Below are 12933 nucleotides of genomic sequence, written 5' to 3'. Positions count from 1 at the left end.
CGCAGGTCAGAATAGTTGCCCGCTTACTTTGTACGTTGTATAGAGTACGCTTCCCCAGCACACAGGACGACCATCGGAGGGCGCACGATGAACCACCCCGTCGCAGCGGACAGCCACCACGTCATCCAGGTCCGCGGGGCCAGGGAGAACAACCTCAGGAACGTCGACGTCGACCTCCCCAAGCGCCGCCTCACCGTCTTCACCGGAGTCTCCGGCTCCGGGAAGTCCTCCCTCGTCTTCGGCACCATCGCCGCCGAGTCGCAGCGCCTGATCAACGAGACCTACAGCGCCTTCCTGCAGTCCTTCATGCCGTCGCTCGCCCGCCCCGACGTCGACGGGCTGCACAACCTGAGCGCCGCGATCGTCGTCGACCAGGAGCGGATGGGCGCCAACTCCCGCTCCACCGTGGGCACCGCCACCGACGCCTACACGATGCTGCGGATCGTCTTCAGCCGCCTCGGCACCCCCCACGTCGGCACCTCGGGCGCCTTCAGCTTCAACCTGCCCGAGGGCATGTGCCCGCGCTGCGAGGGCACCGGCCAGATCTCCGACATCGACGTCGACGAACTCGTCGACCGCACCAAGTCCCTCAACGAGGGCGCCATCACCGTGCCGGGCTACGCCGTCGACTCCTGGATGTGGCAGATCATGGCCCACTCCGGCTTCTACGACCCCGACAAGAAGCTCGCGGACTTCACCGACCAGGAGTGGGAGGACTTCCTCCACAAGCCGTCCTGCAAGGTGAAGGTCGGCACCAACAACTTCACCTACGAGGGCCTCGTGGTGAAGCTCCAGCGGACCGTCCTCTCCAAGGACCGGGAGGCCATGCAGGCCCACATCCGCGCCTTCGTCGACCGGGCCGTCGGCTTCCGGACCTGCCCCGAGTGCGAGGGCGCCCGGCTCACCCGGGCCGCGCTGTCCTCCCGTATCGACGGGGTCAACATCGCCGAGTGCTCGGCGATGCAGATCAGCGACCTCGCGTCCTTCGTCCGCCGGATCGAGGACCCCTCCGTCGCTCCGCTCCTGGCCGGCCTGCGCGAACTCCTCGACTCGCTCGTCGAGATCGGCCTCGGCTACCTCTCCCTCGACCGGTCCTCCGGCACGCTCTCCGGCGGCGAGGCGCAGCGCGTGAAGATGGTGCGCCACCTCGGCTCCCCGCTCACCGACGTCACGTACGTCTTCGACGAGCCGACCACCGGACTCCACCCGCACGACGTGCGGCGCATGAACGACCTGCTGCTGCGGCTGCGCGACAAGGGCAACACCGTCCTCGTCGTCGAGCACAAGCCCGAGGTCATCGAGATCGCCGACCACGTCGTCGACCTCGGCCCGCGGGCCGGGACCGCGGGCGGCGAGATCTGCTACAGCGGAAACGTTCCCGGACTGCGCACCTCCGGCACCCTCACCGGGAACCACCTCGCGCACCGGGCGAAGCTCCGCACCGAGGTACGCGTCCCCAGCGGCGCGCTGAGCATCACCGGCGCCACGCAGCACAACCTCAAGGACGTGAGCGTCGAGATCCCGGCCGGGGTCCTGACCGTCGTCACGGGCGTGGCGGGCTCCGGCAAGTCCTCCCTCATCCACGGCAACCTGCCGGGCCGCGAGGGCGTCGTCGTCGCCGACCAGTCCCCCATCCGGGGCTCGCGCCGCTCGAACCCGGCGACGTACACCGGGCTCCTCGGGCCGATCCGTACGGCCTTCGCCAAGGCCAACGGCGTCAAGCCCGCCCTCTTCAGCGCCAACTCCGAGGGGGCGTGCCCGCGCTGCAACGGCCTCGGGCTCGTCTACACCGACCTCGCCATCGCGGCGGGCGTCGCGTCGGTCTGCGAGGAGTGCGAGGGGAAGAGGTTCACCCCCGAGGTCCTCACGTACCGGCTCGACGGGAAGAACATCCACGAGGTCCTGTCGCTGTCGATCGAGGAGGCGTACGAGTTCTTCACGGCCAAGAGCCAGGCCCGCACGATCCTCGGCCGCCTCAAGGACGTCGGCCTCGGCTACCTGCGGCTCGGGCAGCCGCTGAACACGCTCTCGGGCGGTGAGCGGCAGCGGCTGAAGCTGGCGATCCACATGGCGGAGAAGGGGGCGGTGTACGTCCTCGACGAGCCCACCACCGGACTCCACCTGGCCGACGTCGACAAGCTCCTCGCCCTCCTCGACCGCCTCGTCGAGGCCGGCAACACGGTCGTCGTGATCGAACACCACCAGGCGGTGATGGCCCACGCGGACTGGCTGATCGACCTGGGGCCGGGGGCGGGGCACGACGGGGGGCGGGTGGTGTTCGAGGGGACGCCGGCGGAACTGGTGGCGAAGTCGGACACCCTGACGGCCCGCCACCTCAAGGAGTACGTGAACGCCTGACACCCCGGGTACGGGCCACCGCGCGGCGCGGGCCGCACCCGACGCCCTGGGCCCCGAACCGCGGGGCGCGGCACTGCGCGGCCCGCCGCCGCCTCGCCGCACGACCCGCACCCTCGCCGCCTTGGGCCGCGCTCGCGCCACCCACCGCCCGTATGGGCGGCGCCCACCGCCCCCGCCACCCCGCCCGTGTGGGCAATCGTCCCGCTGGGGCGGGACGGGTGGGCACACGGGACGGCGCCCTCTCGCGGCGCCTCCGCCCCTTGCGCCTGGACCCGCACCCCTACCTCGGCGCGAACAGGGTGCGGGTCAGGGCGCGGAAGCCTAGGCCCGGCAACGGGCGCCGTTCCGTTGTGCCCACCCGTTCCGCCCCAGCGGAACGAATGCCCACAACGGGGCGGGGTCAGGGTCAGGGCCTCGGCCGTCGCGTAAGGGTGTCCAGTCCTTGGGATCGGGTGGATTCTTGATCCGGGGCGCGCGCAGCATCGTCGTATGAGCGACCCGTCCAAGACCTTCCTCATCCTGCACGGTTTCCAGAACCGCCGGCCCCCCGAGCACTGGCAGCACCGGCTCGCCCAGCAGCTCCGGGACCGCGGTCACGACGTGCGGTACCCGCAGCTGCCCGAGCCCGACGCCCCCGTGCTCGAAGACTGGCTCGCCGCGCTGGACGAGCACGGCGCGCGCCCCGCCCGGGGCGAGTTCGTCGTGCTCGCGCACAGCCTGTCCGTGCTGCTCTGGCTGCGGGCCGGCGCCCGCCGGCCGGCCGCCGACCGGGTGCTGCTCGTCGCCCCGCCCTCGCCCCCCGTCACCGCCGGGATCCCCGAGATCGCCGCCTTCGCCGACGGGCTCGACCTGGCGGAGGCCGGGCTCGACGCGCGTCTCGTGTACGGCGACGGCGACCCGTACTGCCCGGAGGGCGCCGATCTGCACTACGGCCGCCCGCTGGGCCTCGACATGGACCACGTACCGGGCGGGGCGCACCTCAACCCGGGCTCCGGTTACGGGGACTGGCCCTCGCTCCTGGAGTGGTGCGAGGACCCCGCGGTGCGGATCAAGGGTCATTAGGGTCGGTCGGATGTACTCCGACCACACCGCACCGTACGACCAGGGCCTGCTCGACGTGGGCGACGGGAACCACGTCCACTGGGAGGTCTCCGGCAACCCGGAGGGCCGGGCCGCGCTCGTCGTCCACGGCGGCCCGGGTTCCGGCTCCTCGCCCCGCAGCCGCCGCTTCTTCGACCCGGAGGCGTACCGCCTGGTCCTCTTCGACCAGCGCGGCTGCGGCCGGTCCACCCCGCACGCGAGCGACCCGGCCGCCGACATGGGGGTGAACACCACCGCGCACCTGGTCGCCGACATGGAGCGGCTGCGCGAGCACCTGGGGATCGACCGCTGGCTGCTGTACGGCGGGTCCTGGGGTTCCACCCTGATCCTGGCGTACGCGGAGGCGTACCCGGAGCGGGTCACGGAGATCGTGATCGCGGCGGTGACGACGACCCGGCGTTCCGAGACGGCCTGGCTGTACGAGGGGGTCGGGCGGTTCTTCCCCGAGGCCCACGAGCGGTTCCGGGCGGGGGCGGGCCACGCGGAGGACCTGGTCGGCGCCTACGCCGCCCTCCTGGAGCATCCGGACCGGGCCGTCCGGGAGCGGGCCGCCGCCGACTGGTGCGCCTGGGAGGACGCGGTCCTGTCGCTGGAGGGCCAGGGCACCCCGTACACCGACCGGGTCGACGACACCCGGCTCGGCTTCGTACGGATCTGCGCGCACTACTTCGCGCACGGCGCGTGGCTGGAGGAGGGGGCCCTGATCCGGGACGCCCACCGGCTGGCCGGCATCCCCGGTGTCCTGATCCACGGCAGGCTCGACATGGGCGGTCCGCTGGGCACCGCCTGGGAGCTGTCCCGGGCCTGGCCGGACGCCGAGCTGTACGTGGTCGAGACCGCCGGCCACCTGGGCGGGAAGGAGACGGGGGAGCTGATCCTCGCCGCCCTCGACCGCTTCGCGAAGGGGCTCCCGCCGGCCCGGGGCGGCCGCTGAGCAGGCGGAAGGGTGAGTCCACCGGGCGATCACCACGGCCGGGCGGGATGATCGATCCATGAGTCCCGTGTCGCAGAGCTCCGCCGCCCCGCACCCGAAGCACCCCGAGATCCATCTCGCGCAGCAGGCGGAGGCCGACGCGCTGCTCGGCCGTTCGCCGCTGGCCGCGCTCGTCGGCATGCTGCTCGACCAGCAGGTGCCGATGGAGTGGGCGTTCTCCGGGCCGTACACCATCGCCCAGCGGCTCGGGGCGGACGATCTCGACGCGCACGAGATCGCGGCCCGGGACCCGGAGGAGTTCGCCGCGCTGCTCTCGGAGAAGCCGGCCGTGCACCGCTACCCCGGGTCGATGGCCCAGCGCGTACAGCAACTGTGCGCGTTCCTCGTCGAGGAGTACGGCGGTGACGCGGAGGCCGTCTGGGCGGACGTGGCGACCGGGAAGGAGCTGCTCGGGCGGCTCCAGGCGCTGCCGGGCTTCGGCAAGCAGAAGGCGCAGATCTTCCTGGCCCTGCTCGGCAAGCAGTACGGGGTGCGGCCGACGGGCTGGCGGGAGGCGGCGGGGGCGTACGGCGAGCAGGGTTCGTACCGCTCGGCCGCGGACATCACGGGGCCGGAGTCGCTGGTGAAGGTGCGGGCCCACAAGCAGGAGATGAAGGCGGCGGCGAAAGCGGCGAAAGCCGCCAAGGAGCCCAAAAGCGATGGGAATTGAGAATTCCAGATTTCAATCCTGCTCTATGTGACAGGAATTGTGGAGAAGGTGTTCACAGGATGCCCTGCCGATCGCTAACTTCCCCTCAACCTCGTCCGTAACGGGAAGGACTTCTGTGAACGCAACCCAGCGCCGGGCCGCGGCCGTTCTGGCCGCCGCCGCCCTCGCCACCCCGCTGGTCCTCGCCTCCCCCGCCACCGCGGTGAAGGACCCCACGGCCGCACCCGCCCGCGATGCCGCCAGGCTGGCGAAGAAGCTGGTCCGCGAAACCACTGCCCAGGACGCCTACAAGCACCTGCAGAAGTTCCAGGCGATAGCCGACTCGGCCGGCGGTCACCGCGCGGCCGGCACGCTCGGCCACGACGCCTCCGCCGCGTACGTCTACACGCAGCTCAAGAAGGCCGGCTACGACGTCTCGTACGAGCAGTTCGACTTCATCTACACCCAGACGCTGGCCGAGAAGGTCTCCGTCGAGTCGCCCGCGCCGCGCGCCCTCGACATCCGGGCCATGACGTACACCAAGTCCACCCCGGTCGGCGGCATCAAGGCCGACCTCGTCGCCGTGCCCGTCGACGCCGACGGCACCACCGGATGTGAGCCGGGCGACTACGCCTCCGGCACCTTCACCGGCAAGGTCGCGCTCATCAAGCGCGGTGGCTGCTCCTTCGCCATCAAGCAGGAGCAGGCCGCCGCGGCCGGCGCCGCCGGCGCGATCATCTACAACAACGCCGAGGGCATCCTCTCCGGCACCCTCGGCGAGCCGGCCGCGGGCAAGATCCCGACCGGCGGCATCAGCCTGGCCGAGGGCGAGAAGCTCGCCGCCGACCTCGCCAAGGGCGCGGTCAAGCTCTCCTTCGAGATCCGCCAGCTCCAGGAGAAGCGCATCACCAACAACGTGATCGCGGAGACCAAGGGCGGCAACGCGGCGAACACCGTGATGCTCGGCTCGCACCTCGACTCCGTCACCGCGGGCCCCGGCATCAACGACAACGGCTCCGGCTCCGCCGGCCTCCTCCAGACCGCCCTGGAGCTCGCCAAGTCGAAGGAGAAGGTCCGCAACAAGGTCCGCTTCGCCTGGTGGTCCGCGGAGGAGAACGGCCTCCTCGGCTCCGACCACTACGTCAAGAACCTGACCGCGCTCGACAAGAGCGAGATCAAGCTCTACCTCAACTTCGACATGATCGCCTCGCCGAACTACGGCCTGTTCGTCTACGACGGCGACAACTCGGACAACGTCGGCGAGGGCGCCGGCCCCGCGGGCTCCGCCCAGCTGGAGCGCGACATCACCGACTTCATGACCTCGCGCGGCCTCCCGCACGAGGGCACTGACTTCTCGGGCCGCTCCGACTACGGCCCGTTCATCAAGGTCGGCATCCCCTCCGGCGGCACCTTCACCGGCGCCGAGGGCATCAAGACCGCCGCCCAGGCCACCAAGTTCGGCGGCACGGCGGGTGTCGCGTACGACGTGAACTACCACGCCAAGGGCGACGACCTGAAGAACGTCAACATGAAGGCCTTCGACGCCAACATCAAGGTCATCGCCAACGCCGTGGGCACCTACGCCCACGACATCTCCTCGCTGCGCAAGCCGGTCGTCTCCACCCCGACCACGGGCGGCACGGGCAGCGGCGGCGGCCTGCACGACGACCACCACGAGGTCACCGAGTAGGAGGAGCCGGGGCCGGACCCCGCCGCCTCCCGAGGCCACCGAGGAGGCGGCCGGGCGGACCCAGCCGCCTCCTACGGCGGGCGGTCCCTGCCTACCTCCTCCGGCGGGCGGTGCCGAAGAGCGAGCGGCTGATCTCCCGGCCCAGCTGGGTGCCGATCGACCGCGCGAGGGACGTGAAGATCCCACTGCCCACCACCTGTTCGGTGAGGGAGGGCTCCGGCTTCGGAGCCCTCCCTCCCGTCTGCCTCCCGGCCTGCTTCGCCGCCTTCTCCGCCTCCTCGGCGGCCGCCGCGTCGAGCGCCGCCGCCTCCGCCGCCCGCTGCTCGGCCGTCAGCTTCTCGTACGCCGACTCGCGGTCCACCGCCTCCGCGTACCGCCCGTAGAGCGGCGAGCCCTTCACCGCCGCGTCCAGGGCGGCCGCGTCGACCGGGCCCATCAGCGACTCCGGCGCCCGCAGCCGGGTCGCCGCCACCGGGGTCGGCGCGCCCTTCTCGCTCAGTACGGTGATCACCGCCTCGCCCGTGCCGAGGCCCGTGAGGACCTCCTCCAGGTCGTACGGCGAGTTCGGGAACGTCCGTACCGTCGCCTTCAGGGCCTTCGCGTCGTCCGGCGTGAAGGCGCGCAGCGCGTGCTGCACCCGGTTGCCGAGCTGCGCGAGCACGTCCGACGGCACGTCCTTCGGCGTCTGCGTCACGAAGAACACGCCGACGCCCTTCGAGCGGATCAGCCGCACGGTCTGGGTGATCGACTCCAGGAACGCCTTCGACGCGCCCTTGAAGAGCAGATGCGCCTCGTCGAAGAAGAACACCAGCTTCGGCTTCTCCAGATCGCCGACCTCCGGCAGGTCGTCGAAGAGATCCGCCAGCATCCACATCAGGAACGTCGAGAAGAGCTGCGGCTTGTCCTGCACCGACGGCAGCTCCAGGACCGAGACGATCCCGCGCCCGTCCGCCGCCGTCCGCAGCAACTCGCCCGTGTCGAACTCCGGCTCCCCGAAGAAGCCGCCCGCGCCCTGCTGCTCGAAGGCCGTGATCGACCGCAGGATCACCCCCGCCGTCACCGTGGACAGCCCGCCGATCCCCTTGAGTTCGGCCTTCCCGGTGTCCGACACCAAGAACGCCACCACCGCCCGGAGGTCCTTGAGGTCCACCAGCTCCAGGCCCTTGGAGTCGGCGTAGTGGAAGATCAGGCCGAGCGACTGCTCCTGCGTCTGGTTCAGCTGGAGCACCTTCGACAGCAGTACGGGGCCGAAGCTGGTCACGGTGGCGCGCACCGGGATGCCGGGGCCGGTCCCGCCGAGCCCGTAGAACTCGCAGGGGAAGCCCGTCGCCCGCCACTCCTGGCCGACCTGGGCGGCCCGCTCCCGGACCTTCTCGCCGTCCTCGCCGGGGGCGGAGACGCCGGAGACGTCGCCCTTGATGTCGGCGAGGAAGACCGGCACGCCGTTCGCCGAGAGCTGCTCGGCGATCAGCTGGAGCGTCTTCGTCTTGCCGGTGCCCGTCGCCCCGGCGACCAGTCCGTGCCGGTTGAGCACGGGCAGCGGGATGCGGATCGGCGCGTCCGGGTGACACACGCCGTCCCACAGCAGTGCCCCCAGATCGAGTGCCGCGCCCTCGAAGGCGTACCCGGCGGCGATCTCGGCGGCAGGGCCGCCCGGCGCGGCCGGTGGCTGCTCGCTCACGCTCATCACGGCACCCCAATTCCGGTTTGTCATGGTTCGCACCAGCATCCCACTGCCCGTGCATGGCTGCGCCGGGAGCCGCTCGCCCGGTAGGCTTTCCGTGTGATCTTCAAGCGCATCGGAAACGGAAAGCCGTATCCCGACCACGGCCGGGAAAGCACCCGGCAGTGGGCGGACGTCGCCCCGCGCCCGGTCCGCCTCGATCAGCTGGTCACCACCAAGGGCCAGCTGGACCTGGAGACGCTGCTCGCCGAGGACTCCACGTTCTACGGCGACCTCTTCGCGCACGTCGTGAAGTGGCAGGGCGATCTCTACCTCGAGGACGGACTGCACCGCGCCGTCCGCGCGGCGCTCCAGCAGCGCCAGGTGCTGCACGCCCGCGTCCTGGAAATGGACTGAGCCGGAGCCGACCGGCCCCGCACGCACTGACCCTTTCGGGGTCAGTTCGCCCCCATCCGGACGCGATCACATGATCATCAAGTAGGCATCGCCGACGGGCGGCATTACGCTGCGTTCATGAGCATGCTCACTCCCCCCGGAATGGGCGGAAAGTACCGCATCACGGGGGACGTCTACCCGCGCATGCGCCGCCCCCACCGCCGGCGCAGGATCATCCTCGCGTCCGCCGCCGCCGTGGTCGTGCTCGGCGCGGCCGGCTGGGGCACGCTCCAGCTCGTCGACGTCTTCTCCGGCGACGAGGGCACCAGGGCGACCGCCGGGAAACAGGCCGACTGCAAACCCGTCGCCCGTGCGACGACCGCCCCCGCGGCCGTCCTCCCCAAGCCCGCCCAGATCACGGTCAACGTCTACAACGCGACCCCGCGCAGCGGGCTCGCCAAGACGACCGCGGACGAACTCAAGAAGCGCGGCTTCAAGATCGGCAAGGTGGGCAACGCACCCGCCGCCTACGACAAGAAGGTCCCCGGCGCCGGTCTGCTCCTCGGCGCCACCACCGCCACCAAGGGCGCCTTCCCGGTCCTCGGCACCCAGCTCGCGGGCGCCACGACGAAGACCGACACCCGGGGCACGGCGGACGTGGACCTCATCATTGGGACCGCCTTCAAGAACCTGGCCCCGAAAACGACGGCGGACGCGGCCTTGGTCGCCTTGACCAAGCCCGCGCCCGTACCGACCGGAAAGTGCTGAGGTAGGAGCCGGCGGCTTCCCATTCGGCGAAGCCGGCAGCTCCCTATTCGGCGGAGCCGTACATGCGGTCGCCCGCGTCGCCCAGGCCCGGAACGATGTAGCCGTTCTCGTTGAGACGCTCGTCGACCGAGGCCGTCACGACGGTGACGGGGGTGCCCGCCAGCTCGCGCTCCATGATCTCGACGCCCTCGGGGGCGGCGAGGAGCACGACCGCGGTCACGTCGTCGGCGCCGCGCTTGATGAGCTCCCGGATGGCCGCGACGAGCGTGCCGCCGGTCGCCAGCATCGGGTCGAGGACGTACACCTGGCGGCCCGAGAGGTCCTCCGGCATCCGCGTGGCGTAGGTCGACGCCTCCAGCGTCTCCTCGTTGCGGATCATGCCCAGGAAGCCGACCTCGGCGGTCGGGAGCAGCCGGACCATGCCGTCGAGCATGCCGAGCCCGGCGCGCAGGATCGGGACCACCAGCGGACGCGGGTACGACAGCTTGACGCCGGTCGTGGGCGTGACGGGGGTCTCGATGTCGACCTGCTCGGTCCGGACGTCCCTGGTGGCCTCGTAGGCGAGCAGGGTGACCAGCTCGTCGGCGAGCCGACGGAAGGTCGCGGAATCCGTGCGCTTGTCGCGCAGCGTGGTGAGCTTGTGGGCGACCAGCGGGTGATCGACGACGTGGAGACGCATGACTCAACAGTAGCCCGCCCCGCACTGGCATCGACCCACGCCACTGGGGGAAGGTGGGTGGCACGGGGACCCAGCGATGGGGTGGAGTGGCCGATGCCCGACCTGGAAGAACCGGCCGACGGCGCCGCCGAGGGGGCGGCCCGGACACCGGTACCGGAGACCGACGCGGAGCGCCGAAGGCGCCGCGCCCAGTTCCTGCGGGAACTCGGCGAGGCGAAGGCGCTGCGCGAGCGCGTCCAGCCGCGCCGCGCGCGTGCGGCACGGATGCGCCAGCAGATGCGCATGCGCACGTTCCGCTGGTGAGGAGACCGCCGGAGGTCGCCAGGACCCGCCGCGGGTAGCCGGAGGTCGTCGGCGGTCGCAAGCACCCGCCGCGGGTAGCCGGAGGTCGCCAGGAGTTCCTCCCGGCCCCTCCCGTGCCTCCTGGGGCCGGGGCGGCCTCCTGCCCGCTCCGTCCCCGGCCGCGCCCCTGTTCCGTCCCCCTGTGCGCCCCCTGTGTGCGCCGGGGTCGCACGCCCGCCCGATCGCGGGGTCGTTCAGACTGATGCACGACGCAAGAGCCGAAGACCTCTCCTGTGGGCGCCGTATCTGTCACGATGCCGATTGGGCGGGGCGTCAGGAGAGCGCCGCCGGATCGTCACACCTCTGATCAGTGGGAGAGAGTCAGGTGTACTTCGCCGCACTGCTCGCGCGCACCGAAGACGGGTGGGAAGCGAGCGACACGGAGCTCGACGACGTGGAGACCCTGTCGGATCTGACCGAGCTCGCCCGCGAGGCCTCGGACGACGACACGGTGATCGTCTTCATCGAGCAGGAGGACGCGTGGTTCGGGATCGTACGGATCGAGGGTGAGGAAGACCCTCGCGTCTACGTCTCGGACGGCGCCGCCGCCGCCCGTTCCTCGTACGGGGAGATCCTCACCCGGGAGATCCTCGGCGACGACCTGGACGACATCGTCGACGAGCTCGAATCGCTGGACCTGGACGGTACGGAGGACGGGGAGCCGCTCGACGGCGACACGGACGACGACGAGGAGACGAGCGTCGCGGCCGAGGCCGTGCCGGCCGCTCCGGTCGGCGACCGGCTGATCCTGGCCGACCTCGGCATGCCGCCGGCGGACCTGATGGCGCTCGACAGCGACGCGCTCGCGGAGATCGCGGACGCGCTGGGGGCCGCCGAGGTCCTGGAGGCCGTCCGCTAGTGGCACGCGCTGTACCCGTCGGCCCCGTGCCGGACCCCGCGCCCGACCCCGTTCGGGACCCCTGGCGGGACGCCATGCGGCTCGCCCTCGCCGAGGCCGACGCGGCCGTGCCGGCCGGTGACGTACCGGTCGGCGCGGTCCTGCTCGGCCCCGGCGGTGCCGTGCTCGCCCGCGGGCACAACGAGCGGGAGGCGACCGGCGACCCCACCGCGCACGCCGAGGTGCTCGCCCTGCGCCGGGCGGCCGCGGCGACCGGGGAGTGGCGGCTGACGGGCTGCACGCTGGTCGTGACCCTGGAGCCGTGCGTGATGTGCGCGGGGGCACTCGTCCAGTCGCGGGTCGAGCGGGTGGTGTTCGGCGCGCCGGACGAGAAGGCGGGTGCGGCGGGTTCGCTCTGGGACCTCGTGCGGGACCGCCGGCTCAACCACCGGCCCGAGGTGATCCAGGGCGTGCTCGGCGAGGAGTGCGCGGCGCAGCTGACGGCCTTCTTCCGCGCCCGCTGACCTGCCACGGGATACGGATTTCATCGCAGCGCGAGTTTCGGCTAAGCTCTCTCTCGGTAGCGTGTCCGAGCGGCCGAAGGAGCTCGCCTCGAAAGCGAGTGTGGGGAAACTCACCGAGGGTTCAAATCCCTCCGCTACCGCCAGCAAGAACCCCTCCGGTCCGTGGAAACGGACCGGAGGGGTTCTTCTTTTGCTGCCTGCCGGTGGGCAGGGACGGAGTCTTGGCCCTCCGTCAGCCGGAGGAGAGCAGGCCGGTGATCCGGTCGTAGGCGGTGCTGTGCGACAGCAGCACGAAGCCCGCGAGGGCGATGAGCCAGGCCGTGTTCTCCCGGGCGTTGTCCCTGAGCCAGTCGTCGATCCTCCGCAGCGGTCGGTGGACCGCGCGCTCCGAGGCCAGCCGGGCCAGGGTGAGGAGCACGGCCGGGGCGACCATCACCAGGCAGTGGACCGCCAGGACGGCGGCCCGGGACGGCCACGGCAGCGCCGAGTCGGCCAGGCTCCCGACGGCCGCCACGTAGGGGAACATCGTCGCCGCTTCGAGGACGACGGCCAGGGCGGCGAAGCCGACCAGGCCCTTCACCGTGGAGGACCTGCCCACGGTCTGTTCCCGTCGGAGGGCGAGCCGGCCTGAGCCGGGCCTCTCCCGGCGCAGCAGGCCGTACCAGGCGGCGAACAGGAGCAGGGCGCCGCCCGCCACGCCCGTGGCGGTGTCCCCTGCCCGTGAGTCCAGTGCGCTCCCCAGGTCCTCGCGTACCGCCGCCAGCGTGCTCAGGAGCACCAGGCCGATCAGGAGGTAGCCCAGCGGGACGAGGGCGAGATAGCCGAAGACGCGGTCGAACCGCAGTCCCGACGGCATGAGCAGGAACCAGACGGGGACGGCGATCGTGGACACGCCGAGGGTGTCGAGCAGGGCGAGGGGCAGGACCTGGCCCAGGGCGTCACCCACCGGCCG

At 71.6% G+C, this 12933-nt stretch carries 13 protein-coding genes and 1 tRNA gene; 11 read left to right on the top strand and 3 right to left on the bottom strand.

The genetic code is table 11. The features are described 5' to 3' along the window. Positions 1–87 precede the first annotated feature (87 nt). From AMK27_RS19030 to AMK27_RS19010, 5 genes are all read left to right on the top strand, one after another. Positions 88–2358 carry an ATP-binding cassette domain-containing protein gene (locus tag AMK27_RS19030; RefSeq protein WP_073909074.1) on the top strand — a complete coding sequence of 757 codons (2271 nt, stop codon included), beginning with the start codon at positions 88–90 and terminating at the stop codon, positions 2356–2358. 489 nt (positions 2359–2847) lie between these two features. After that, positions 2848–3420, top strand: coding sequence for an RBBP9/YdeN family alpha/beta hydrolase (locus AMK27_RS19025; RefSeq protein WP_073909070.1), 573 nt, complete (start codon positions 2848–2850; stop codon positions 3418–3420). Positions 3421–3430: 10 nt separating this feature from the next. Then, entirely contained in the window at positions 3431–4393 is a 963-nt protein-coding gene (pip, locus tag AMK27_RS19020; RefSeq protein WP_073909066.1) for a prolyl aminopeptidase, read from the top strand. 58 nt (positions 4394–4451) lie between these two features. Further along, on the top strand, positions 4452–5102 hold the full coding sequence (locus AMK27_RS19015; protein WP_073909061.1) for an HhH-GPD-type base excision DNA repair protein: 651 nt from the start codon (positions 4452–4454) through the stop codon (positions 5100–5102). Between the two features lie 115 nt (positions 5103–5217). Further along, the gene (locus tag AMK27_RS19010; RefSeq protein ID WP_073909056.1) at positions 5218–6771 is read left to right on the top strand and encodes a M28 family metallopeptidase; all 1554 of its coding nucleotides are present in this window, start codon (positions 5218–5220) and stop codon (positions 6769–6771) included. Between the two features lie 91 nt (positions 6772–6862). On the opposite strand, the gene AMK27_RS19005 is transcribed toward AMK27_RS19010, so the two are convergent. Continuing rightward, on the bottom strand, positions 6863–8458 hold the full coding sequence (locus AMK27_RS19005; protein ID WP_073909052.1) for a helicase HerA-like domain-containing protein: 1596 nt from the start codon (positions 8456–8458) through the stop codon (positions 6863–6865). Positions 8459–8554: 96 nt separating this feature from the next. Here AMK27_RS19005 and AMK27_RS19000 point away from each other — a divergent pair, with 96 nt between their 5' ends. Together AMK27_RS19000 and AMK27_RS18995 are read left to right on the top strand one after the other, a co-directional pair. Further along, complete coding sequence (locus tag AMK27_RS19000) at positions 8555–8851, top strand: type II toxin-antitoxin system VapB family antitoxin (RefSeq protein ID WP_015034993.1); 297 nt, start codon at positions 8555–8557, stop codon at positions 8849–8851. 117 nt (positions 8852–8968) lie between these two features. Further along, positions 8969–9598, top strand: coding sequence for a LytR C-terminal domain-containing protein (locus AMK27_RS18995; protein WP_073909049.1), 630 nt, complete (start codon positions 8969–8971; stop codon positions 9596–9598). A gap of 43 nt (positions 9599–9641) precedes the next feature. Here the strand turns inward: AMK27_RS18995 and upp are convergent, their stop codons facing one another. Then, positions 9642–10277, bottom strand: coding sequence for a uracil phosphoribosyltransferase (gene upp / locus AMK27_RS18990; RefSeq protein ID WP_024756127.1), 636 nt, complete (start codon positions 10275–10277; stop codon positions 9642–9644). A 93-nt stretch (positions 10278–10370) separates the two neighbouring features. On the opposite strand from upp, the gene AMK27_RS18985 reads away from it, so the two are divergent. From AMK27_RS18985 to AMK27_RS18970, 4 genes are all read left to right on the top strand, one after another. Then, positions 10371–10580, top strand: a complete 210-nt coding sequence (locus tag AMK27_RS18985) for a hypothetical protein (RefSeq protein ID WP_073909044.1) — start codon at positions 10371–10373, stop codon at positions 10578–10580. A 364-nt stretch (positions 10581–10944) separates the two neighbouring features. Next, entirely contained in the window at positions 10945–11478 is a 534-nt protein-coding gene (locus AMK27_RS18980; protein WP_073909609.1) for a tRNA adenosine deaminase-associated protein, read from the top strand. A 74-nt stretch (positions 11479–11552) separates the two neighbouring features. Further along, positions 11553–11981, top strand: coding sequence for a tRNA adenosine(34) deaminase TadA (tadA, locus tag AMK27_RS18975; RefSeq protein ID WP_079188525.1), 429 nt, complete (start codon positions 11553–11555; stop codon positions 11979–11981). Between the two features lie 55 nt (positions 11982–12036). Beyond that, a tRNA-Ser gene (locus tag AMK27_RS18970) sits at positions 12037–12124 on the top strand. Positions 12125–12213: 89 nt separating this feature from the next. Here AMK27_RS18970 and AMK27_RS18965 read toward each other — a convergent pair. Then, the gene (locus tag AMK27_RS18965) at positions 12214–12927 is read right to left on the bottom strand and encodes a GAP family protein (protein ID WP_073909035.1); all 714 of its coding nucleotides are present in this window, start codon (positions 12925–12927) and stop codon (positions 12214–12216) included. Positions 12928–12933 lie beyond the last annotated feature (6 nt).

This window comes from Streptomyces sp. CB02009 (assembly GCF_001905825.1).
Taxonomy (GTDB): Bacteria; Actinomycetota; Actinomycetes; order Streptomycetales; family Streptomycetaceae; genus Streptomyces.
Note: the sequence above shows the minus strand (reverse complement) of the source record. Positions and strands in the feature narration are given on the sequence as shown.

Excerpts from the sequence above, each read along its gene's own strand:
- AMK27_RS19030 (WP_073909074.1), top strand. The coding sequence starts at position 88 with ATGAACCACCCCGTCGCAGCGGACAGCCACCACGTCATCCAGGTCCGC.
- AMK27_RS19025 (WP_073909070.1), top strand. The coding sequence starts at position 2,848 with ATGAGCGACCCGTCCAAGACCTTCCTCATCCTGCACGGTTTCCAGAAC.
- pip (WP_073909066.1), top strand. The coding sequence starts at position 3,431 with ATGTACTCCGACCACACCGCACCGTACGACCAGGGCCTGCTCGACGTG.
- AMK27_RS19015 (WP_073909061.1), top strand. The coding sequence starts at position 4,452 with ATGAGTCCCGTGTCGCAGAGCTCCGCCGCCCCGCACCCGAAGCACCCC.
- AMK27_RS19005 (WP_073909052.1), bottom strand. The coding sequence starts at position 8,458 with ATGAGCGTGAGCGAGCAGCCACCGGCCGCGCCGGGCGGCCCTGCCGCC.
- AMK27_RS18995 (WP_073909049.1), top strand. The coding sequence starts at position 8,969 with ATGAGCATGCTCACTCCCCCCGGAATGGGCGGAAAGTACCGCATCACG.
- upp (WP_024756127.1), bottom strand. The coding sequence starts at position 10,277 with ATGCGTCTCCACGTCGTCGATCACCCGCTGGTCGCCCACAAGCTCACC.
- AMK27_RS18985 (WP_073909044.1), top strand. The coding sequence starts at position 10,371 with ATGCCCGACCTGGAAGAACCGGCCGACGGCGCCGCCGAGGGGGCGGCC.
- tadA (WP_079188525.1), top strand. The coding sequence starts at position 11,553 with ATGCGGCTCGCCCTCGCCGAGGCCGACGCGGCCGTGCCGGCCGGTGAC.